This is a genomic window from Chelatococcus composti (assembly GCF_014201415.1).
Lineage (GTDB): Bacteria > Pseudomonadota > Alphaproteobacteria > Rhizobiales > Beijerinckiaceae > Chelatococcus_A > Chelatococcus_A composti.
In genome coordinates this window covers 100,633-119,096 of sequence record NZ_JACHEH010000002.1, presented here as the reverse complement: position 1 = coordinate 119,096, position 18,464 = coordinate 100,633, and the positions used below count along the sequence as shown (strand labels likewise).

Genomic DNA, 18,464 nt, shown 5'->3' with positions numbered 1-18,464 from the left:
GAGGGGCCACTGTCAGCGGCCTTCGGTCGCCATGAGCATGCTCGCACAGATACTGAGCGACTTCGCAGCGGGGGAGCTGTTGTCACCGTGCTGCTGCATCTTGGCGACGAGCCCGTGGAGTTCGTTGGCGAGATCGAGCAGCACCTCGTCGGGCGTCTGGTTGTGCGGGGACATCATGGCGGCCGTGAACGAAAGCGCGAAAGCTGTGAGCGTGGCTCCCAAGTCCTCGGCCGTGATCGGTGTCGTGGGCACGCGGCTTCTCCCTTCTACCCTGGTCTCAGCAAGGCGCTTCGTGAGCGCCGGGAGTGCTTTTGATGCCTCGAACGTACGCGAAATCGACCGAGACATCCTTCGGCTTTGATACGGGAATTCCCCCCGTCGTGGAGATCGTCGCGCGTGTCGCGCGTCGCCTGTGGCCGGTCAAGACGGCTCGCAACCTCGCGATGCGGACCGGCAAGAACCACAGGTCCGCCGAGGATTGGTTGGCGCTTCGTACTGGCATGTCGGCGGACGCGCTGGCGGAGCTGCTGCGCAGCGATGTCGGGTGGGACGTGCTCGACGCGATCATGGAAGGCTCCGGCGCATCGTGGTGGCCCAAAGCGCGGCGAGATCTGAAAGCCGCGCAGATCGAGCGGCGGATTGATGCCCTCAAGGAGGAGCTGCGTCGTGAGCTTGATTGACGTCCTCGAGCGCGTCGCCGTGTGGCGCATGGAGCGTCTGACCAAGGCGGCGGAGTGGTGGCGTGACGTGAGGCGTTGGGCAAGGAGCAAGAGGCGATGACGATAGGCCACAATGGCATTGCCGGCGACGAGCTGCGCCAGTTCATCGAGCGCATTGAGCGGCTCGAGGAGGAGAAGCGTTCCCTCGGCGAGGACATCAAGGAGGTCTACGCCGAGGCGAAGGGCCGCGGCTACGACACGAAGACGATCCGCAAGATCGTGGCGCTTCGCCGCAAGAGCGAGCAGGAGCGCGCCGAGGAGGCGGCGACGCTCGATCTCTACATGCACGCGCTTGGTATGCTGGCGGACACGCCGCTCGGCCGGGCGGCAATCCGTCGTGACTTTAGCGCGGAGCTCGGCGCGCACTTCAAAGAGGCGGCCGAGAGCGGCAGGCTGACGGGCATCTCGCGCCTGGAGGTCTGTGGGGAAGTCGTTTACGAGCGCGATCCGCGCCAGATCGATCTCGAAGAGGCCATTGCCGCTGCCGATGATGTGCCGGCCGGTGATGGTGATGACGGCGACGGAGCCGCTACCGTTGAGGCGCAGGCGCCGTCCTACGAATTCCCGGAGCTGCCGCCGGTGCTCGACCGGCGCGCCTCGCGGTCCATGGCGGGCGCGGAGGCGTGAGCATGGAGCCGGCCATCGTCATTCGTCTGGCCGGCGTTCCCGTGGGCAAGGGGCGGCCGCGCTTCGTGCGATCGACCGGCCGCGCCTTCACCCCGGCGGCGACGCGCTCCTACGAGAGCGCACTACGCCTCGCCGCCCAGGAGGCCATGGGCGACCGCGCGCCCCTTGATGGCGCGCTGCATGTCCATGTCGCCGCGCATTTCCCCGTCCCGGCGAGCTGGCCGAAGAAACGCCGGCGTGCGGCCCTCGAAGGTGAGTTGCTGCCGGCGACGAAGCCCGATGTCGACAACCTGCTCAAGGTGCTCGACGCCCTCAACGAGGTCGTGTGGCGCGACGACAAGCAGATCGTCTCCGCCGTCATCTGGAAGCGCTACTCGGACGCGCCCGGCCTCTTCATCAAGGTGGAGCCGCTGTGATGAGCGCGAACCCTATTCTCGCGATCAGACGACATATCACCCTGAGCGTGCCGCAGGTCGTCTTCGACCGCCTCGGTGAGATGGCCAAGGCGGTCGGAATGTCGCGGGCTGATTATGCCCAGATGCTTTTTGATGCGGCCTACGCGACGCGCTGCAAGGACACTGGCGACGTTGAGCTCGAGGCCGCGTGCTCGGCCGCCGTCCTGCTCTGGGGCAACGGCTTCGACACGCACAAGATCGCCCTCGCGCTCAAGCTCGATGAGCCGGTTGTTCAGCGGATGCTGGACTGCTTCCGCCGCGTGAGGGACGCGGCATGATCCGCGGGCTGCGCCTCATCCCGTCCGAGCATCGCGTCGAGCGTGATGGCCTGTCGGCCATCCTGGTGAGCACGCATTTTCGTGCGCTCGAGCTGATGGTGGAGGCGCACCCGGCGCCCGTGCATCGGGACGACATTCTGGACCGTGTGGCGGGCAAGAGCCGCGCCCGCCTGTTCTCCGACGAGCGCTACACGAGCCGCCTCATTTCAGGTGCCCGGCAGGCCATGCGGCTGCTCGGCTGCGATGTCGTGCTGTCCGGCCGCAGCGCGTGGCGCGTCGTCGACCTCTCCGAAGAGGATCCCAATGGCGCATCGCTACGAGCCGATGAAGGACCCGCGACGGGCCGGCAAGCACATCTGCGCGGCCATCGACTTCCTGTCCGAGCTGGGGCTTGGGCAGGTCGAGGTCGTGAAGCGCAAGCACCTGCATCTGTCATGGGCCTGGGGCGCGCGGCGTCTGTCCATCGTCCTCCCCTGCACGCCCAAGAACATGGACGACGCGACCACGCTGGCGCGTCAGCGCATCCGTAAGGCCATCCGGGAGGCGTGCGCGTGACCAATCCGACCACCGTTGACCTGATCCGGCGCCTCGTCGAGGCGGGCACGCCGGCCGACATCATCGCCGATGTCGCCGCTGAGCTGGCCCGTGGCGAGGCCGCGCGCGCGGCCCTTGAGGAACGCCGCGCCGCTGACAGGCAGCGCAAGGCGAGAAGCCGTCACGTGATGTCACGTGACGTCACGGGAAAGGACGTGACGGACGTGACACCCCCCGGTTCTTCCTCCCCCACACCCCCTCTAACTCCTACCCCCCAGCACTCACCCCCTTCGGGGGTTCGTGCCGCGCGCACGCATGCGCGCGAGACGACGCCGCGGGAGGAGCTGGAGGCTGTGCTGGACTCCGAGCGAGCGCAGGCGGTCCTCGAGCATCGGCAGCGCATCCGCAAGCCGCTGACGGCCCGCGCTGCCCGCCTGCTGGCGCAGAAGCTCGCCAAGGCGCCCGATCCCAACGGGGCCGCCGACGAGATGGTCGCCAACGGGTGGCAGGGCTTCGAGGTCGATTGGCTGGACCGCCGCAACCGCTCGCCGCCGGCCCGGCGTGGTGGATGGCTCGAAAGCGGCTTCTCGATGGTGAACTCCCATGAACAGCCTGACTTCACAGACCCTTTCGCGGCCGCCCTCGGCGTCGAGCCAGGCACTCGATCTGGCCATCCGTCGGCTGTCGAGCGCCCTGGAGCGCGAGGGGATCAACCGGTTCTCGATCTCGAGCCGGTGCGCACCGACCGACGATGAGCGGCGGGCGCTGCGCCAGCGGCAGGCGGAGATTGCGGCCAGCCTGCGGCCGGCCTCGGCCGAAACGATCGTGCGCTTGGTGAGCGTCATGCGCACGGGCTTCCCGAGCCAGTCGGGCAGCGACATCGAGCGCAAGGGGGCGCTGCAGGTCTATGCCTCGGCACTGGGGCGGTTCCCGGAGTGGGTGATCGAACGGGCCTGCCGAGATGCCATCGAGGGGCGGATCGGCAAGGGGCAATTCGCGCCCTCGGCGGCGGAAATGGCGACGCATTGCGAGGGCATCGTGCGCCAGGCGCGGGAGGAGATGGGCGCCATCGAGCGCATTCTGTCGGCCCGCGTCTACCACGAGCCGACGGATGAGGAGCGGCGCAAGGTGGTCGACGGATTTGAGCGGCTGTCGCGTGATCTCGCCGCGGCGCTGGAGATGGAGGAGGCGGGCAAGCCGCGGCTGGAGCCGATGACGCTCGAGCAGGTGACGGAGCGCGCTGGGACGCTCGCCGCGGGCCTGCGCCTGAGCGAGGAGACGCGGCGCCGGCTGGGGCTGATGGAGCAGGAGGGCGCATGACGCAGCATCGGGACGACGCCAAGCCGATCAAGGTGCTAGCGGCATTTGCCGACTATGAGGGGCTCGTCCGGGCGATCCGTGAGCGTCGCTCTGCCCTCGGCCTGTCACAGCTAGCGCTCGACGACCTGGCCGGCCTGCCGAGCGGCTACACGGCCAAGATCGAGGCCATGCTGACGAACCCGCAGGCCGCCAATGCGAGAGCCATCGGGCGCGAAAGCCTGCCCCTCCTTCTGGGGGCCCTCGGCCTCCAAATGGGGCTTATGCCGGGCGGTGCCCGGCATCGGCATCAACCTCAAGAGGACAAGGGCGTTGAGGCGATGCTGGAGATAAAAAAATCGTTGTCGGAACGCGGCCGCAAGGGTTGGCTCCGGCAGCGGTCGCGCATGACCGAGAAGCAGTATCGGAAGCACCAGCAGAAGGCGGCCAGGGCGCGGTGGGCGAAGCACCGCCGGGCGAAGCGGCAGCGGACGGTTAAGCCGGATGCAGAGCCTGATAGTGCTTCAATCTGAAACTGGTCGGCTGTCGACGGCTAAGCCCATGCTCCTTTATGCTTTGTGAACGGCATAGGAGCAGATGCAATGTCTAGGGTCCCCCGGCAGCAGGGTGACGCCAGATTAGGCCGAGACGGCACGGTCAAGCTGGACGGCGTAGTTGTTGGCGTTTGGTGGAAGGATGAGAACGATCTTTATTGTTTCTCTCCAAGCGGGCGGGATGGCCACAGCATCGCCTGTCTGATGCGACATCAGCTTATGTCTGCTGTGCCAGCCTTCTTGAAGGAGTTGGAAGCGGATGGCGACCGGACTTAAGGTACAAAAGCGCTCCGGTTTACCGCCGAACTGGTAGGAGCCGCCGCCCATGTGCAACCTCTACAACGTTCGGTCTAACCGCGAGGCGATCCTGGACCTTTCGCGGGGCATGGTGGATCGCAGCAGCTGGAACGAGCCGTCGCGCGACATCTACCCCGGCACGCTCGCGCCGATCGTCCGCGTCGGCGCCGACGGCCAGCGTGAGATGGTAATGGCGACTTGGGGCATGCCGACGCCTCCGGAGCGCATCCGGGGCAACTATGATCCCGGCGTCACGAATATCCGAAACCCGGATTTCAAGCACTGGCGGCCTTGGCTCGGGCCGGAAAGTCGATGCGTGGTGCCCTTCAACAGCTTCGCCGAGCCGAACCCGGCCGCCAAGGTCGAGGGCGAGCGGACGCCAAACGCGTGGTTCGCCCGGAACGCTGAGCGCCCCCTGATGTTCTTTGCGGGTATCTGGACGGCCTGGCACGGCGTGAAGAAGGTGCGCGACGGCGCACGCGACTTCGAATTGTTCGGCTTCCTCACATGTGGGCCGAACAACGTTGTCAAGCCGATCCATGAAAAGGCGATGCCCGTCATCCTGACCGAGGCAGAAGAGGTCGAGACGTGGATGACAGCGCCGTGGGAGATAGCCCGAGAGCTGCAGCGGTCGCTGCCAGACGACATGCTGGTGATCGTGCCGCCTCCTACGAAGATCGACTAGGGGGACGATTGACGGGAAAGCGCCTGGCAAACAGCACTGTTAATCCTATTCATCAACCGATCACGTTCCTCAAATAGTTTCTTGAGCTCTTCTAGATTTGTAAAATCTCTTGAACGCCCATCCCTACGCACAACTAGTAGCTTAGCCTTGTGAAGTACACTGTTTCTCGCATCCCTGATCCAGCAAAAACTCTCAGTAAAGTCGCTTCCCCAATGGCTGCCGTTCATAAATGACTTTCCCAATAGTTCAGTCGACCAGCGCTCACCCAACGATGCCAACGTTGCAGACGATACGTCAGCTTCAAGTTGCGGATTGCCGCGCATAGCCGCGATCCTTAGGAGGTGGTCGGCCAAACCAGTTTCAAAACTGATAACTAGATTCGCCAACGCCATACGCGGGTCTCTCTGTTCTAGCCAGCGTTGTGCTTCAATATAAATATCATCGGCCACCGAAACAGTCTTTGCTCCCGACAATATTCGTCCGAATTCTGAATCTTTTGTCAACTTATCAGGACTGGTCTGAATTGTTATACCGCCCGAGAGTGCCAACCCAATGCCCAGCGAGTGCCCATTTTCATTTATCAAGACGTTTATCGGCTCCAGCTGTTTTGGATGATATACGTAGTATAAATAATGCTTCCCCAATGCATGACGAGCGCCAGAGATCAGCGCGTTCGCTATCGCAATCGCTGCGTTGCGTAATTCTAGGCTCGCTTTATAATCAGTCCAATCGCGAGATTTCGCCGGTCGATATTCTGCAGAAACCTTTGTATATGCTATTTGGTCCGAATCGTCGTTAATGATTGCGACATTCTCAACATGCTCGGCGAAGCGTAACTGTGGATTTTTTTTGAATATTGTCTCTAATGTTACGGAAAATCTCTCTTCCATTGCTTTTATGTCGAATGAGCCATTCACATGCAAAGAAAATGGCAAACTGAAGTCTAGTTTGACATGGATTCCGCTCGCCATCCTGCCCCCTCGGCTGCTATCTCAGTTGATGCGGATATCGCGCCACCGTCCATGGTAGCCAGACCCTACTTTACCCAGTAACATATTACGAATACGGGCGCTACGTATGGGCTGCGGCCCTAGATGCGAGATCTGTATTGATGCCTCTAGGAAGGCTACTACCGGCCTGCGGAAACCCGTTGGGACGTTGACCTGCGGGGCCGTCCCTGCGCTGACCATTGGATATTCTGACCCCAAACAACTCTGATCTCGTTACGCGCGCGCAATAGCCTTCATCGCACGCTGAGAAGCGAGGAGCCCGGGTCGACAGGAGCCGTGACGCGATAGCCTGCAATCTCAAACCGGTTGACTCCGATAGGCCAAGTTGTTCCTCTTTTGTTCTCAATCGAGGACGAAGAGATGACCGCCAAAGAAGCCCCTTCCTCGCCGCCAGCCTTCCCGACGGAAGACGACATCGACGCCGTGATCGACGAGTTCGATGGCGACATGCGGGAGGCGATCCGGGCCTTGCTGAGTGATCTCGCCGTGCTTGCGGAGGATGCAAATGCACGCGTTTCGCACGGCTACGTGCGGGGCCAGTTGATCGTCCTTCGGAGGCCAGGTGATGCGCCGCAAGGGTGAGCTATCGCGGGCCGCAATCGACCATGGGTGGCCGTTCCAGGTGGCGCTCCCGACAGAAGACGAGCGCGGCGAGCGTCTGCGGTTCGACAGGGACGCCGAGCGGTTCTGCCGGGGGCTGCATCTGTCGCTCGCTCCGAGACAGCACCACGTCTGCCGAGATGACAAGTGGTGGACGATCTACTGCTTTGCTGAGGCGGAGCACGCTGAACGATTTCGCAAGGCGTTCGATGGGGTTCCGTTCGATCCGCGCGAGCGCGGTAAGGGAAGGAGCTGGATGAAGTGGGAGGCCTCTCCGAAGCATCGTGGGCCGTAGGCTGAAGGGAGCCGCAAATGTAGGGAAAATGGCTGACTCGACGAGCCCAATCCGTCCTGCTTTGATCGCGACGGGATGGGCTGCGATGGCACGCAAAGAAGGCAACGGATGTCTTGTTTGGATGGTGCTGATCGCCGGCGTCCTGGCCTGGTGCAAGCCGCGAGACAAGACGCCCGCTCCAGCGTCCGACCCGCCACTAATTGAACAGAGATCGTCGGTTTCGGTGCTGACGCCTTCTCCAATCCGGGCGGCGCCACCACGTAGTCCCCCGCGACAGGTACCAACCAGGACACTCTACGCGACTGCAAACGTGAACCTGCGCGAGAAGCCCAGCACGGCGGCTCGGGTGCTGCTGGTGATACCGAAGCGGGCGGCAGTCGCCGTTGCAACGAAGAATGGGGATTGGTGGTCTGCTACCTTCTCCGGTGAGAGAGGATGGATTCACGGCGCCTATCTTTCAGAGACACTGCCAAGGCTCGTGGAGCAGCCCGCGCGCCCGCAGTCTCCTTCGCATTCAGCGCCGCGCGCATTCATCGAGAACTCGCAGCGAGGCGCAGGCCAGCCGATCCGGCAGCCATACGCCGGCATCTGCGATTGTCCATACGATCTTGCCAGGGACGGAAGGCGCTGCGGTGGTCGCTCGGCGTACAGCCGACCGGGAGGGCGTTCTCCACAGTGCTACGACTGATTTCAGCATTGGAGGGAGAGGCCACGTTCTCGCCGAATTGGCGACGGCGAGGGCAAGGTTTCCGGCGGCACACAGGGCTGGGCAGCACCTCGTCTGTATCTACACCGCCATGATTGGGCGCCGTAGCGCCTTCCTCGTCCCAGGGGGATTGTGCATGTAACTCACTTACAAGCGATCAGCTCAGTGACAAGCGGGCCGGCCGGCGTGTGACTTGGAAGGCTGATCGCGAACGTTGCAATATGTAGGAGCAGGGTTGATTGTCATTCGAATACGTCCCCACCGCCCGTCTGCGCAGCGTCCGCTCCTCTTGTATCCCCGCCCTGACCAGACCCCTCTTTGGGCGCATATCCAATTGCAGCATTCGGAACGTCGGCCGGCCAATAACCGCCTGAGTCCAGTCTCACTATCTGATCGCGCATTCGCCACAGCATGGTCGAAAGCACCATCAGCGGATCCTTACCCCGAATGACCAATCCGCGCGCGGTGAGAAGGTCATACAACTCGTCGCGCATGATCGGCTCCCCCCGTTCAAGAATGATTTCACGGGCGGCCGCTGCCACATCCTCCTTACGAGAGTTGCCCGACGCTCTCCTACTCACCGATTCCGTAGTTGCCGTTTCGTTCGAGTCTGATTCGCTGAGATTCTCTACAGCCCTCAGCGGATCGTCCTCAGCGAATGCGTGCCATGCCTTGATAAACTTGTCGATCTGGTTGATCTGCTCGTCGCATTCGGCCAGCTCGGCCAACAGGCGCCGCTTTGTCTCAATTAGTTGATTTCTTTTGGATTTTGCGTTCTCGAGCGCTCGGTCAGTCATGGCAGCGTCCATTGTTGCGATGGTTCGAACCATACGCCCCGATGTTAGCGCATTCAACCCCTCTTGTATGAATCGGCTGAATGGAGTAAGAACGGAATCGCGCAGCCCGGTAAAGAAAACGGCCCGGGCTCGACCCCCGGGCCGTTGGACTTGCCGGCGCCTCTCGGGCCACGTGAGTGCCACCCCGAGAGCGAAGGCAATTGGAATTCGGAATCTTTTATCCGTTTACACCAATTTGTCGGAGAGCGCAACCGGCACGCTCCAGATAGAGAGGTGCCGCCATGGCGAAGCGCTCACGCGTTTGCCATCGGGTGCGGGCCTACTTCCGCGTCCGTTTCGGGCGCGTGGAGTATGTTCGTGCGCACAGTCGCTGCTGCGGCTAGCCATCGGGCAAACAACCGGTAGCGCAATGGCTATCCGGTTTCTGTCCTGCTTGATGGCGTAGCCGTCCGGCGGGTCCTGGCCGTCGGGGCAAACGCCCCGGCGGCTCCTTTTCTACTCACCCAGTTGCCTCTCAACCTCTCCCGGGGGGTGGGATGGCGCCTCCTTCCGGCACCTCTCGGAACGTCCCAGCGCACCCCCTCGCCGGCCAGCAGCCGCTCACCCTTTGCGCGCAACGCAGCCAGCCGTCGACGCAGAACTGGCGCAGGGCGGTGCTTTCCGGCCGGGCAGATGACTGAACAGCGCTTCGGGTTGGAGTTCGATGCGACCGCCGCAGCTCGAGCAGCGCAACGACCGACGCCATAGCCGTTCGGGCGGCGACGTGATCTCGCCGGAATGGCCGCAGGCGCAGGACAGGGAGAACGTGCGCGCCGGGCCCTCTTCCCATGGTGAGTAATCACCGGGTGTGAGTTCTGCACGCTGCTGGTTCTTCCAATCGGCAAAAGCTCGATCGGCGATAGAGCGTCGTTTCTGCTTGTCGCGAGGGAATGTCGTTGGGAACCGCTTGCCTGGGCCATGGAGGCGCTCCCAATAGGCGTCCAGCTCTGCAAGGCGCTCTTCATGCGCCTCGCGTGACAACTGCCCACGATCATTCGGGTCAAGGCGGCGACCCTTTCCAGCCCTGGCCTCAACAGCTGCTATCGCGGCTTCGACGGATATCTCAAACCACTCGCCATGCGTTCGGCAATGATCAAGGTCGCGGTGAATCATCTGTTCAATATCGCGCGCCTTCCTGACGGCAACGACGAATTCGAGATGAAGATCGACCGGAGAAGACGACCTCAAATTGCAAAGGCGATCTTGCGGACGGTGGGAATAGCCGATCTTTACTCGGCTGCCGGTGGCGCTGATCACGTAAATGTAGCTCTTCATGCTGCATAGATGATCAGGTCGAGACACTCTTCGCACCGCACACGGGGATCGTCCAGGCACGACTTGCTAAGCACTTGTCAAGCACGACGCATAGCGGCATGTCGTAACGGATGCGAAACGACAACGCATTGAGATAACAAAGGAACCGCCCCGCACGCGCAAGCAAATCGCCCTGTGCGGTGCCGCCGAAGCCGAAAAAAACGATCCTCCCTCGCGAACCCCATCGCGCGCGTTCTTCTCGCCGGTGGCGAGCGACCAGCGAGCCAGCCGAGCGGAAGCGAAGGCAGGCGATCCAACCTCTCCACCATGAGCAAGCCCGCGGTCCCTCCGATCAACTCATCCGGCAAGACGCTCCTGACGATCCCGCGCGTCCGCCAGCTCCTCAACCTCCTGATCGAGGGTGAACGCCTCGAAGACGCCGCCGACAAGGTCGGCATCCGGCGCCACCGCGCTCGCCTCATCATGCGCGACCCGGCTGTCCGCAGGCAGTTCATGCGCGAGATTGAGGTGCTTGCGGAGAGCGAGAGGGCCCGCAACATCCTGCTGCGCCGGACGGTGCGAGACCGCGGCCTCGAGCCGGGTGCCACGGCCGCGACGATGAAGGTCGCTCTGGAGGCCGCGCGCGCGCTCGACGGCTCCGAGGAAGGCAGCGGCATCACGATCAACGGCGGCCAGAACGTCATTGCAGGCTACGTCATCCGCCTGGACGGGCCGGCTGAGGGGCCGCGCTCGGTCGGGTTGTCGGGAACGGATTCCGGCAAGCCCTTGATCGAGCACGACGAATGACGATGGTTCGCGTTAAGCGCCGGTTAACTCGACGTATTCGGCGAGGCGACGGCATCGGCTCGGGCGCGCTCGGGCGCTGCCATGGTGCGGTGCAGCGACCGGCCCCACCTCCCTTCGCCGCTGGACGCGCGCGCCGGGGCGGGGGTGGGGGCAAAACGCGTGCGAAAGTTGGACGTCCTCCCCTCCCCACACGATTTCCGCGGGGAACATCCGGGGGGTGTCTGGAAAATTTCTGGGCCCGGAACATTCGGGGTTGGAGGGTCTGATGGCGACGACGCGGGAGGTTCTGCGGCGAAAGCGGCAGGAGGAGGCGTGGAGTGCGCACATGGAGCGCATTCGCGCGGCGGAGGCGCGTGGCGAGCCGTGGCCTGAGTGGCGGCCCGAGGAGGGTGTTGGCGTGGCGGGTGGTGCGATGCCGCCTGGCGAGCTTCGGTCGTCGACGGTGTTTGGCGGGAAGCTGATGGTCGAGACGACGGAAGGGACGTTCGTGCAGGGCGCCGAGGGATGGGTGCGGGTATGACGGACGTTGACGCCGAGGATCGGCCGCGGATTGAGCGCGATGCGGACGGGCGGCCGATCTACGAGCCCGACGGGAAGGTGCTGCGTGGGTTTCTGCTGTCGAATGCGCGGGTGCGGATCATCCGCGGGCCGATCCGCTCGGGCACTTCGTCGGCGTGCTGCATGGAGATTTACCGTCGGGCGTGCGAGCAGGCACCGGGTCCGGATGGGCTGCGGCGGTCGCGGTGGTTCGTGATCCGCAATTCGTATCCGGAGCTGCAGCGCTCGACCGTGAAGACGTGGCTGGACTGGTTTCCGGAGCGGGATTTCGGCCGTTTCACGTGGTCGAAGCCGATGGTGCATTACCTGCGCAAGGGGGACGTGCTGGCGGAGGTGGTGTTCCTGGCGCTCGACAAGCCGGAGGACGTGTCGAAGCTGCGCTCGACGGAATGGACGGGCGGCTGGATCAATGAGCTGCAGTACATTCCGAAGGAGGTGTTTGATGAGGCGGAGTCGCGCATCGGCTACTACCCGGCCGTGAAGGATGGCGGGGCCACGTGGTCGGGGCTGTTCGCTGACCTGAACTCTCCGACGGAGGACCACTGGCTGCCGCGGCTGACGGGCGAGGTGCCGTTGCCCGAGGACATGCCGGAGGAAGAGCAGGCCGAATGGGTGTGGCCGGAGGGCTGGGAGTATTTCGTGCAGCCGCCGGGGCTGATTGAGGTGTTCGGCGCCGATGGGAAGACGGTTGTCGACTACAAGCTGAACCCGGAAGCCGAAAACCTGAAATGGATCCCGAAGATCGGCGGCCGGCCGCTGTACCTGGAAACGATCAAGGGCAAGTCGAAACGCTGGATCGACAGCTCGATCATGAACCGGATCACGGCGCCGATTGACGGGCAGGCCGTGTGGCCGATGTTCCGCGAGGAGACGCACGTCGCGAAAGAGCTACTGCGGTACAACGCGAACTGGCCGGTCGAGGTGGGGCTGGACTTTGGCCGGCGGCCGGCGGCGGTGTTCGGGCAGATCATCAACGACCGCTGGCAGATCATTGGCGAGCTCGTCGGAAGCGATCAGGGCGCGTCGGTGTTCGCGCCGCGCGTTCGGCGGTGGCTGTACCAGCATTGCCCAGGGCTTCTCGACGGCGAGGACACGGAGTCCGTGGAGAAGGCTGTCCGGTACGGGCGCCTGCGACTGCACGGCGACCCGAAGGGGCAGGACAAGACGCAGGCGTCGGACGTGACGGCCTACGACGTGTTCGCGTCGTTCGGGATGAGCGTGCGACCGGCGCCGGTGCCGACGAACGACATCGCCACGCGCCTTGAGGTGGTGGAGTACGCGCTGAACACGATGCGGGACGGCGCGCCGCGGTTCCTGCTGTCGCCGTCGGTGGTGACGCTGAAGATGGCGATGGCCGGCGGCTACCGCTTCAAGAAGGGTGACGACCAGCGGACGGTGCCGGTGAAGGACCGCTACTCGGACATTGCGGACGCGCTGCAATACCTGCTGCTGGGCGCCGGCGAGGGCCGGGCGATGGTGGGCCGGCCGCGGCCAGGGGAGGCCGGATCGAACCAGCCGGTGAAGTGGTATCGGGGGGCCCGCTCGCTGCGGCGGGTGTCGTGATGGACGACTTCTCGAAGGCGCCGATGTCGATAGGCGAAATCCGGGCCAGCAGGGAGCTTGACGGCTCGAAATGGACGCCGCGCGACGTGCTCGTGTCGCTGTTACGGGAGATTGATGCCGGCGAGCGGCAGGTCGACACGATTTTCGTCGCGTTCGCGAACGGCGATGAGGTCGGCTACCGGCAATCGTCGCCTGGAGCGGTTCGCACGGTTGGCGTCATCGAACACGCGAAGATGCTCTTCATGGAGGACTGACATGGCGGATCGCGCGTTCGAGAGCCTTGGCGTCGAGCCGGCGACGTGGTTCGTGTTCTTCGAGACGCGGGCGCGGTCGCGGTGGCTGTCGTGGCTGGCGCTCGGCCGGTTCAAGCACGTATCGGCAGCTGGCTGGATACCGGAGAGCGGGCACTGGGTGTTCTACGACGTGAGCCTTCGCCGCTCGCGGATCGCCGTGATCACCGACGGCGCGCTGGCGTGGGAGCACATGAGCCGGATTCGCGACCACGCGGTGACGGTGGCGTTCTCGCCGCGCGATGGTCGGCGGTTCTGGTTCCGCGTGGGTTTCTGGTGCGTGCCGGCGATTGCGCATCTCGTCGGTTGCCGGACGCAGGCATTGCGGCCGGACGGGCTCTATCGGGCGCTGCTGCGGCAGGGTGGCGCGCTCGTCGACTGAGCCCTGTGCGGTGCGGTTTTCGCGCCGCGGGGGGAGTGTCGGGCCTGACGAATGGAGGTCCGACCCATGGGAAACGCATTCTCCGGCAGCTCCCAGCGGCGCATGATGATCGCGCAGCAGATCCAGGAAGAGCAACGGCTTGCTCAGCAGCGGGCCGAGATCGAACGGCAGCGGCGCGAGGCGGAAGAGGCGCAGGCCGGCGCCATGCAGGCCCTGCTTGCCCGAGACACGAACCGGCTCCTGCGGACGTTCGGCGCCCGGTCCATCGCCACGGCGGCACGGTGATCGGCCATGGCGGCGACCGCGCTCGAGAAGGAGGCGGTGCAGCGTCTCAAGGACGCCCGCGCCTGCAAGTCGCAGATCGAAGTTGATCTGCGCGAGGGCTATTTCTTCACGGCGCCGCGCCGGTCGAAGGACGTCTCGTCGAACGTCATCACGAATCCTGACAGGGCGCGCGAGGACGAATCCTCCCTCCTGCATACCTCGCTCGCCATGGAGGTCGCCCAGGACTTCGCCACCGAGGTGCTGAACACCTTCATGCCGGAGGTGATCAACTGGTGCGACCAGAAGCCCGGCATCGAGATGTCGGAGGATGAGTTCAACGACATTAAGGACGACATTGACGAGCAGACGGCGAAGATCATGGCCGCGATCAAGGCGTCGAATTTCTACGCCGCCGCGGCCCAGGCATTCATGCCTGACCTATCGCTCGGCACCGTTGCGCTCTGGATAGACAGCCTGCGGCCGAACGAGCCCATCGTCTGCCAGCACGTCCCGTTACGGGAGCTGGAGATCAACGTCGGGCCCTATGGCGAGGTTGATGACCGCTTCATCGTCCGCTCGACGCGGTACCGGCACATTCCCGCGCTTCTGCCTGGGGTTCGGCTGCCTGACGACATTCGGGAGAAGGTGAAGAGCGACCCGAACAGATCGTGCCAGGTGCGGTGGGGCTTCTGGCGCCGGTGGGACGACATGTCGGATGTAGTGTGGCAGTGGGTCATCATGATCGGCGACCGGGTTGTCGACGATGGCGTGCTGCGCGGCGAGGGCTCCTGCCCGCTCATTGTCGGGCGGATGAATGTCGACCAGTCGTTCCCGTATGGCGACGGCCCGATGCTGCAGTCGCTCCCGGAGCTGCGCCGCCTCGACGAGCTGGAAAAGCTCGACATAGAGGCGCGCGACTTCCAGGTGCATCCGCCGTTTTTCTATGCCGACGACGGGGTGATCAACCTGTCGGGCGGCATCGAGCCGGGCATGGGCTATCCGGCGCGGCCGTGGGGCTCGGGTGCGCCGTTCCTGCCGATGGATTTCGGCTCGGATTCCATGACCGCGGAGTTCACCTTCCAGAAGATCGAGGCACGCATCCGCCGTCTGCACTTCATCGACTTCCCGGAACAGGTCGGCAAGACGCCGCCGACGGCTGAGCAGTGGCTTGACGAGCTAGCACGGGCCAAGCGCCGCATCGGCACGCCGGGCAAGGTGTTCTGGAAGGAGTTTCCAGCGCAGGTGTTCCTGCGGTTCAAGTACCTGCTCGAACAGCGCGGCGCCATTGCGCCGGTGAAGGTCAACGGCAACGAAATCGCTCTCGTGCCCTATGACCCGACCGAGCAGGCGCAGGAGCACCAGGACGTGCAGATTGCCGGCCGCATTCTTGAGATGGCGAGGGCCTACCTGCCGCAGACGGCCGAGGTGATCGTCGACGGGCCGAAGACGCTGGAGAACATCAAGGAGAAGCTGCGCGACAGCGTGGTGGTGCTGCGCTCGCAGGAAGAGATCGCGCGAGCGGTGCAGCAGCTCGCGCCTGTTCTGGGCGGTGGCGGCGGTATGCCGGCAGGTACGGAGGTCGCATGAGCCCCGATCAAGAGCTGGCCCAGGCGTGGCATCGGATACTGACGGATCGCCCGTTCCCGGGGGACGGCAAGAAGGCCGTTCTGTGGCTGCGGCGGCAGCTTCTGGAGGTCATGCCGCCTGGTTCCCCGTCCTGTGCGGTGCATGAGCATGAGGGCGCCCGCAGATTGGCCGCAACCATCCTGGGATTTGCGGTGAGTGCGGACGATGACGACAGCGAACGCAGGGGCCACGGCGACAGCGGCGACGACGCAGACGACGACCTCAACCTCGAACGGCTCCGGCAGCGGTATGCCCGCGAGCACGGCGGCGGTCGCGCCCGAGGGGTTCGCCGGCGCGTCCCCGCCTGATCGACCGCAGCGCCCCGACTGGCTGGCTGAGCAGTTCTGGGATGCCGAGAAAGGCGAGATCAAGGGCGCCGACCTCAAGGCATATCTGGACGACCTCGCCGCCTTCAAGGCCGCGGAGGATTCGCGCCGCGCGGCGGTGCCGGAGAAGCCGGACGCTTACGAGCTCAAGCTGCCGGCCGACTGGAAGGCGCCGGATGGCTTCGATTTCCAGCTCGATGCGAACGACCCGATGGTCAATTTCGGGCGGCAGATTGCGCATCAGCTCGGCCTCGACCAGGCCGGATTCGAGCGCCTGGTTGGCGAGTACGCCAAGCACCAGATCGCTGAGCTCCAGAAAATCGAGGCACTGAAAGGCAAGCAGATCGAAGCGCTGGGCCCGAAGGGCGCCGACCGCGTGGCGGCGGTGAAGAACTTCCTGACGGCCAAGCTCGGGCCGGAGGTGATGCCGTTCTTCGAGCATCTTCTGCAGTTTGCCCCTGCGGTTGAGGGGCTTGAGCGCCTGATCCGCACCGTCACGAGCGGCGGGCCCGGCTTCACGCAGGCCGGGCGCGAGAAGGCCGGAGCGGGGCAGATCGAGGGCTGGGACCGGATGACGCCGGCCCAGAAGTTCATGGCCGCGCGGCAGCGGCTTGGGATGGCCCGCGGTTGACGGGAAGGGGTGAGGAGAGCACGAAATGGCGGGAGAATTCGAGGAAGCCCTGACGCTGGTGCAGTACAGCCAGCGCCTTGAGGAGGGCAGCGCAGAGCGGGCGGTCGTCGAGACTTTCGTCGGCGAGTCCGACATCATGGCCGCGATGGTCATTCGCCCGGCCAAGAAGGGCAAGTATCGCTATCCGCAGGAAGAGGAGCTGCCGGACGTCAAGTTCCGTGCGTACAACGAGCCCGGCAACGCCAGCTCGGGGCGCACCTCCATGCAGGAGGAAGGCGTCTTCCTGATGGACGAGTACGTGAAGGTGGACCGTGCTCTCGTCGACGAGCTCGGGCCGCAGCATCGTGCGGAGCAGGAAGCGCTCAAGGTGAAGGCCATGGCGCGGCACTTCACCCGCACGTTCATCAACGGCGACAACATCGCCGATCCGCGCGAACCGAAGGGCCTCAAGCTCCGCGCGGCGATGGATGAGCAGACCACCATTCACAATTCGACCAACTCCGGTGGCGCGCCCCTGTCGCTTGCCAAGCTCGACGAGGCGATCAACAACGTCCGCAACCCGACGCACATCATCTGCGACCGGGCGCTCAAGCCGCTGCTGAACGCCGCGGCGCGCAACCCACAGATCACCAACAACATGCTCAACTACGACCAGCGTGACCCGCTTGGGCGGAACGTTCTGGCCTTTGGCGATCTGCCGTTCCTGTTCGGCTACCCGAAGTCGCGCGACGACTCCATCCTGCCGTTCGACGAGGTTGCCAACGGCGGTGGCAGCGCCGTCACGACCTCGCTGTTCGTGGTCTCGTTCAGCGAGGATGGCGTGTTCATGATCGAGGGCGTGCCGCTCCGGGTCACGGATGAGGGGCAGCTTCCCGGTCTGCCTCTGCTGTCGACCCACATCAAGTGGGACTGGGGCCTGGTCTCGAAGGAATACTCGATCTGCCGGCTGACCAGCATCGCCAACGGCGCGATCACTGCGTAATGGGCGGGCCCGGTACGCCGGGCCCCTTTCTGCAACGGGAAGGGTGGAGATAGGACAATGGCGAAGCGCTACTACCCGCTCGACGCCAACACGCTGTTCGGCGAAGGCGTGACTTTGACGGCGACGGGCAACGTCCAGAAGAACGGCTCGGATGTCGTGCTCAAGATTGGCAAGGGGCGGCAGGACATGGCGCTCGTGATCGATGTCACGAGCTACGACGCGACCGACGGGGATGAGCTGTACACGTTTCTGCTGCAGGGCGCGGATGCCGCCAACTTCTCTGGCAGCATCGAGAACCTTGCGATGCTTGAGATCGGCCCCACCGCGGCCCGCACCGGTGGTGCCCGCACGTCGCCGACGGGGCGGTACGCCATTCCGGTCTCGAACGATCTGATCGATGAGTTCACCTACCTGCGGCTGCGGCTGATTGCAGGTGGGACCACGCCGTCGATCACGTTCTCGGCCTGGCTTTCGGAGTGCCCGTAAGAGGGGCGCTCCCACATTTGATCCTGGGAACCGACAATGCCGAGGAAGATCACCATCTATCACCGCAGCGGCGCGACTGCCGAGCTCTACACCATCGACGCACGCGAGGCCGTCGTCGGCCATCCGGGCGAGTGGAGCTTCCAGCCGTTTCCAGCGGAGAAGAAGCAGGAGCTGGCGCCCGAGGCCAAGGCTGGCGATGAAGCGGCCGCCGGCGACAAGCCGCGGTTCGTGGCGGTCCACCGCGGCAAGGGCTCCTACTCCGTCATGGACGGCGACAAAGAAGTCGTCGAGAAGCTGACGAAGGAGGAGGCGGAGAAGAAGGCGGCGGAACTGAACGCCGCCGGCTGACCCTCACCGTCTCGGCGGACGAAAGGCCCGGCCTCGTGCCGGGCTTTTTCATGTG

27 protein-coding genes and 1 pseudogene are annotated in these 18,464 nt (G+C 64.3%); 23 read left to right on the top strand and 5 right to left on the bottom strand.

The window, feature by feature from the left end:
- Positions 1-12: 12 nt before the first annotated feature.
- Positions 13-252: a hypothetical protein gene (locus HNQ73_RS03820; RefSeq protein WP_183332449.1), complete on the bottom strand. Its 240-nt coding sequence runs from the start codon at positions 250-252 to the stop codon at positions 13-15.
- 62 nt (positions 253-314) lie between these two features.
- Here HNQ73_RS03820 and HNQ73_RS17885 point away from each other — a divergent pair, with 62 nt between their 5' ends.
- The 8 genes and pseudogenes from HNQ73_RS17885 (at position 315) to HNQ73_RS03780 (ending at position 4,442) form a co-directional block, all read left to right on the top strand.
- Positions 315-680, top strand: coding sequence for a hypothetical protein (locus tag HNQ73_RS17885; RefSeq protein ID WP_244649861.1), 366 nt, complete (start codon positions 315-317; stop codon positions 678-680).
- A 96-nt stretch (positions 681-776) separates the two neighbouring features.
- A pseudogene (locus HNQ73_RS17880) lies at positions 777-1,040 on the top strand (DUF2312 domain-containing protein); the annotation flags it as partial.
- Positions 1,041-1,348: 308 nt separating this feature from the next.
- Positions 1,349-1,762: a RusA family crossover junction endodeoxyribonuclease gene (locus tag HNQ73_RS03805; RefSeq protein ID WP_183332445.1), complete on the top strand. Its 414-nt coding sequence runs from the start codon at positions 1,349-1,351 to the stop codon at positions 1,760-1,762.
- Positions 1,759-2,079 (top strand): hypothetical protein, encoded by a 321-nt coding sequence (locus HNQ73_RS03800; protein WP_183332443.1) that lies wholly within the window; start codon positions 1,759-1,761, stop codon positions 2,077-2,079. The genes HNQ73_RS03805 and HNQ73_RS03800 overlap by 4 nt, the downstream gene beginning before the upstream one ends.
- Before the next feature lie 303 nt (positions 2,080-2,382).
- Positions 2,383-2,634, top strand: a complete 252-nt coding sequence (locus HNQ73_RS03795; RefSeq protein WP_183332441.1) for a hypothetical protein — start codon at positions 2,383-2,385, stop codon at positions 2,632-2,634.
- Positions 2,631-3,368 (top strand): hypothetical protein, encoded by a 738-nt coding sequence (locus HNQ73_RS03790; protein WP_183332438.1) that lies wholly within the window; start codon positions 2,631-2,633, stop codon positions 3,366-3,368. Before HNQ73_RS03795 ends, HNQ73_RS03790 begins: the two co-directional genes overlap by 4 nt.
- A 70-nt stretch (positions 3,369-3,438) precedes the next feature.
- Positions 3,439-3,933 carry a hypothetical protein gene (locus tag HNQ73_RS03785; RefSeq protein ID WP_183332436.1) on the top strand — a complete coding sequence of 165 codons (495 nt, stop codon included), beginning with the start codon at positions 3,439-3,441 and terminating at the stop codon, positions 3,931-3,933.
- Positions 3,930-4,442 carry a helix-turn-helix domain-containing protein gene (locus tag HNQ73_RS03780; protein WP_183332435.1) on the top strand — a complete coding sequence of 171 codons (513 nt, stop codon included), beginning with the start codon at positions 3,930-3,932 and terminating at the stop codon, positions 4,440-4,442. The genes HNQ73_RS03785 and HNQ73_RS03780 overlap by 4 nt, the downstream gene beginning before the upstream one ends.
- Before the next feature lie 105 nt (positions 4,443-4,547).
- On the opposite strand, the gene HNQ73_RS03775 is transcribed toward HNQ73_RS03780, so the two are convergent.
- Positions 4,548-4,790: a hypothetical protein gene (locus tag HNQ73_RS03775; protein ID WP_183332433.1), complete on the bottom strand. Its 243-nt coding sequence runs from the start codon at positions 4,788-4,790 to the stop codon at positions 4,548-4,550.
- Between HNQ73_RS03775 and HNQ73_RS03770 the strand changes: the two genes are divergently transcribed.
- On the top strand, positions 4,789-5,445 hold the full coding sequence (locus HNQ73_RS03770) for an SOS response-associated peptidase (protein ID WP_183332431.1): 657 nt from the start codon (positions 4,789-4,791) through the stop codon (positions 5,443-5,445). The genes HNQ73_RS03775 and HNQ73_RS03770 overlap by 2 nt on opposite strands.
- Here the strand turns inward: HNQ73_RS03770 and HNQ73_RS03765 are convergent.
- Positions 5,442-6,416 carry a LamG domain-containing protein gene (locus tag HNQ73_RS03765; RefSeq protein WP_183332429.1) on the bottom strand — a complete coding sequence of 325 codons (975 nt, stop codon included), beginning with the start codon at positions 6,414-6,416 and terminating at the stop codon, positions 5,442-5,444. The two genes, HNQ73_RS03770 and HNQ73_RS03765, sit on opposite strands and share 4 nt — an antisense overlap.
- Before the next feature lie 399 nt (positions 6,417-6,815).
- On the opposite strand from HNQ73_RS03765, the gene HNQ73_RS03760 reads away from it, so the two are divergent.
- The 3 genes from HNQ73_RS03760 to HNQ73_RS18220 are packed head-to-tail and all read left to right on the top strand — an operon-like array spanning position 6,816 to position 8,038.
- Positions 6,816-7,037, top strand: coding sequence for a hypothetical protein (locus tag HNQ73_RS03760; protein WP_183332427.1), 222 nt, complete (start codon positions 6,816-6,818; stop codon positions 7,035-7,037).
- Positions 7,021-7,350: a hypothetical protein gene (locus HNQ73_RS03755; protein WP_183332425.1), complete on the top strand. Its 330-nt coding sequence runs from the start codon at positions 7,021-7,023 to the stop codon at positions 7,348-7,350. Before HNQ73_RS03760 ends, HNQ73_RS03755 begins: the two co-directional genes overlap by 17 nt.
- Positions 7,351-7,378: 28 nt before the next feature.
- Positions 7,379-8,038: an SH3 domain-containing protein gene (locus tag HNQ73_RS18220; protein WP_373284849.1), complete on the top strand. Its 660-nt coding sequence runs from the start codon at positions 7,379-7,381 to the stop codon at positions 8,036-8,038.
- Between the two features lie 260 nt (positions 8,039-8,298).
- On the opposite strand, the gene HNQ73_RS03745 is transcribed toward HNQ73_RS18220, so the two are convergent.
- Positions 8,299-8,853, bottom strand: coding sequence for a hypothetical protein (locus HNQ73_RS03745; protein ID WP_183332421.1), 555 nt, complete (start codon positions 8,851-8,853; stop codon positions 8,299-8,301).
- 600 nt (positions 8,854-9,453) lie between these two features.
- Positions 9,454-10,167 carry a GIY-YIG nuclease family protein gene (locus tag HNQ73_RS03740; protein WP_183332419.1) on the bottom strand — a complete coding sequence of 238 codons (714 nt, stop codon included), beginning with the start codon at positions 10,165-10,167 and terminating at the stop codon, positions 9,454-9,456.
- Positions 10,168-10,473: 306 nt separating this feature from the next.
- Here HNQ73_RS03740 and HNQ73_RS03735 point away from each other — a divergent pair, with 306 nt between their 5' ends.
- The 11 genes from HNQ73_RS03735 (at position 10,474) to HNQ73_RS03685 (ending at position 18,409) form a co-directional block, all read left to right on the top strand.
- Positions 10,474-10,953 carry a hypothetical protein gene (locus HNQ73_RS03735; protein WP_183332417.1) on the top strand — a complete coding sequence of 160 codons (480 nt, stop codon included), beginning with the start codon at positions 10,474-10,476 and terminating at the stop codon, positions 10,951-10,953.
- A gap of 265 nt (positions 10,954-11,218) precedes the next feature.
- Entirely contained in the window at positions 11,219-11,473 is a 255-nt protein-coding gene (locus HNQ73_RS03730) for a hypothetical protein (protein WP_183332415.1), read from the top strand.
- Entirely contained in the window at positions 11,470-13,074 is a 1,605-nt protein-coding gene (locus HNQ73_RS03725; RefSeq protein ID WP_244649859.1) for a hypothetical protein, read from the top strand. The genes HNQ73_RS03730 and HNQ73_RS03725 overlap by 4 nt, the downstream gene beginning before the upstream one ends.
- On the top strand, positions 13,074-13,328 hold the full coding sequence (locus HNQ73_RS03720; RefSeq protein ID WP_183332411.1) for a hypothetical protein: 255 nt from the start codon (positions 13,074-13,076) through the stop codon (positions 13,326-13,328). Before HNQ73_RS03725 ends, HNQ73_RS03720 begins: the two co-directional genes overlap by 1 nt.
- Before the next feature lies 1 nt (position 13,329).
- The gene (locus HNQ73_RS03715) at positions 13,330-13,746 is read left to right on the top strand and encodes a hypothetical protein (protein ID WP_183332409.1); all 417 of its coding nucleotides are present in this window, start codon (positions 13,330-13,332) and stop codon (positions 13,744-13,746) included.
- Positions 13,747-13,812: 66 nt separating this feature from the next.
- Positions 13,813-14,031, top strand: coding sequence for a hypothetical protein (locus HNQ73_RS03710; protein WP_183332407.1), 219 nt, complete (start codon positions 13,813-13,815; stop codon positions 14,029-14,031).
- A gap of 6 nt (positions 14,032-14,037) precedes the next feature.
- Positions 14,038-15,597, top strand: coding sequence for a portal protein (locus HNQ73_RS03705; RefSeq protein WP_183332405.1), 1,560 nt, complete (start codon positions 14,038-14,040; stop codon positions 15,595-15,597).
- Positions 15,598-15,801: 204 nt separating this feature from the next.
- Positions 15,802-16,593 carry a hypothetical protein gene (locus tag HNQ73_RS03700; protein WP_183332403.1) on the top strand — a complete coding sequence of 264 codons (792 nt, stop codon included), beginning with the start codon at positions 15,802-15,804 and terminating at the stop codon, positions 16,591-16,593.
- A 25-nt stretch (positions 16,594-16,618) separates the two neighbouring features.
- Positions 16,619-17,575, top strand: coding sequence for a major capsid protein (locus HNQ73_RS03695; protein WP_183332401.1), 957 nt, complete (start codon positions 16,619-16,621; stop codon positions 17,573-17,575).
- 57 nt (positions 17,576-17,632) lie between these two features.
- Positions 17,633-18,061, top strand: coding sequence for a hypothetical protein (locus tag HNQ73_RS03690; protein ID WP_183332399.1), 429 nt, complete (start codon positions 17,633-17,635; stop codon positions 18,059-18,061).
- Between the two features lie 36 nt (positions 18,062-18,097).
- Positions 18,098-18,409, top strand: a complete 312-nt coding sequence (locus HNQ73_RS03685; RefSeq protein ID WP_183332397.1) for a hypothetical protein — start codon at positions 18,098-18,100, stop codon at positions 18,407-18,409.
- Positions 18,410-18,464 lie beyond the last annotated feature (55 nt).

What these genes read in the sequence shown, in the direction of transcription:
- HNQ73_RS17885 (WP_244649861.1), top strand. Translation starts at nt 315, where the DNA reads ATGCCTCGAACGTACGCGAAATCGACCGAGACATCCTTCGGCTTTGAT.
- HNQ73_RS03805 (WP_183332445.1), top strand. Translation starts at nt 1,349, where the DNA reads ATGGAGCCGGCCATCGTCATTCGTCTGGCCGGCGTTCCCGTGGGCAAG.
- HNQ73_RS03795 (WP_183332441.1), top strand. Translation starts at nt 2,383, where the DNA reads ATGGCGCATCGCTACGAGCCGATGAAGGACCCGCGACGGGCCGGCAAG.
- HNQ73_RS03780 (WP_183332435.1), top strand. Translation starts at nt 3,930, where the DNA reads ATGACGCAGCATCGGGACGACGCCAAGCCGATCAAGGTGCTAGCGGCA.
- HNQ73_RS03770 (WP_183332431.1), top strand. Translation starts at nt 4,789, where the DNA reads ATGTGCAACCTCTACAACGTTCGGTCTAACCGCGAGGCGATCCTGGAC.
- HNQ73_RS03775 (WP_183332433.1), bottom strand. Translation starts at nt 4,790, where the DNA reads ATGGGCGGCGGCTCCTACCAGTTCGGCGGTAAACCGGAGCGCTTTTGT.
- HNQ73_RS03765 (WP_183332429.1), bottom strand. Translation starts at nt 6,416, where the DNA reads ATGGCGAGCGGAATCCATGTCAAACTAGACTTCAGTTTGCCATTTTCT.
- HNQ73_RS03760 (WP_183332427.1), top strand. Translation starts at nt 6,816, where the DNA reads ATGACCGCCAAAGAAGCCCCTTCCTCGCCGCCAGCCTTCCCGACGGAA.
- HNQ73_RS03755 (WP_183332425.1), top strand. Translation starts at nt 7,021, where the DNA reads ATGCGCCGCAAGGGTGAGCTATCGCGGGCCGCAATCGACCATGGGTGG.
- HNQ73_RS18220 (WP_373284849.1), top strand. Translation starts at nt 7,379, where the DNA reads ATGGCTGACTCGACGAGCCCAATCCGTCCTGCTTTGATCGCGACGGGA.
- HNQ73_RS03745 (WP_183332421.1), bottom strand. Translation starts at nt 8,853, where the DNA reads ATGACTGACCGAGCGCTCGAGAACGCAAAATCCAAAAGAAATCAACTA.
- HNQ73_RS03740 (WP_183332419.1), bottom strand. Translation starts at nt 10,167, where the DNA reads ATGAAGAGCTACATTTACGTGATCAGCGCCACCGGCAGCCGAGTAAAG.
- HNQ73_RS03735 (WP_183332417.1), top strand. Translation starts at nt 10,474, where the DNA reads ATGAGCAAGCCCGCGGTCCCTCCGATCAACTCATCCGGCAAGACGCTC.
- HNQ73_RS03730 (WP_183332415.1), top strand. Translation starts at nt 11,219, where the DNA reads ATGGCGACGACGCGGGAGGTTCTGCGGCGAAAGCGGCAGGAGGAGGCG.
- HNQ73_RS03725 (WP_244649859.1), top strand. Translation starts at nt 11,470, where the DNA reads ATGACGGACGTTGACGCCGAGGATCGGCCGCGGATTGAGCGCGATGCG.
- HNQ73_RS03720 (WP_183332411.1), top strand. Translation starts at nt 13,074, where the DNA reads ATGGACGACTTCTCGAAGGCGCCGATGTCGATAGGCGAAATCCGGGCC.
- HNQ73_RS03715 (WP_183332409.1), top strand. Translation starts at nt 13,330, where the DNA reads ATGGCGGATCGCGCGTTCGAGAGCCTTGGCGTCGAGCCGGCGACGTGG.
- HNQ73_RS03710 (WP_183332407.1), top strand. Translation starts at nt 13,813, where the DNA reads ATGGGAAACGCATTCTCCGGCAGCTCCCAGCGGCGCATGATGATCGCG.
- HNQ73_RS03705 (WP_183332405.1), top strand. Translation starts at nt 14,038, where the DNA reads ATGGCGGCGACCGCGCTCGAGAAGGAGGCGGTGCAGCGTCTCAAGGAC.
- HNQ73_RS03700 (WP_183332403.1), top strand. Translation starts at nt 15,802, where the DNA reads ATGACGACAGCGAACGCAGGGGCCACGGCGACAGCGGCGACGACGCAG.
- HNQ73_RS03695 (WP_183332401.1), top strand. Translation starts at nt 16,619, where the DNA reads ATGGCGGGAGAATTCGAGGAAGCCCTGACGCTGGTGCAGTACAGCCAG.
- HNQ73_RS03690 (WP_183332399.1), top strand. Translation starts at nt 17,633, where the DNA reads ATGGCGAAGCGCTACTACCCGCTCGACGCCAACACGCTGTTCGGCGAA.
- HNQ73_RS03685 (WP_183332397.1), top strand. Translation starts at nt 18,098, where the DNA reads ATGCCGAGGAAGATCACCATCTATCACCGCAGCGGCGCGACTGCCGAG.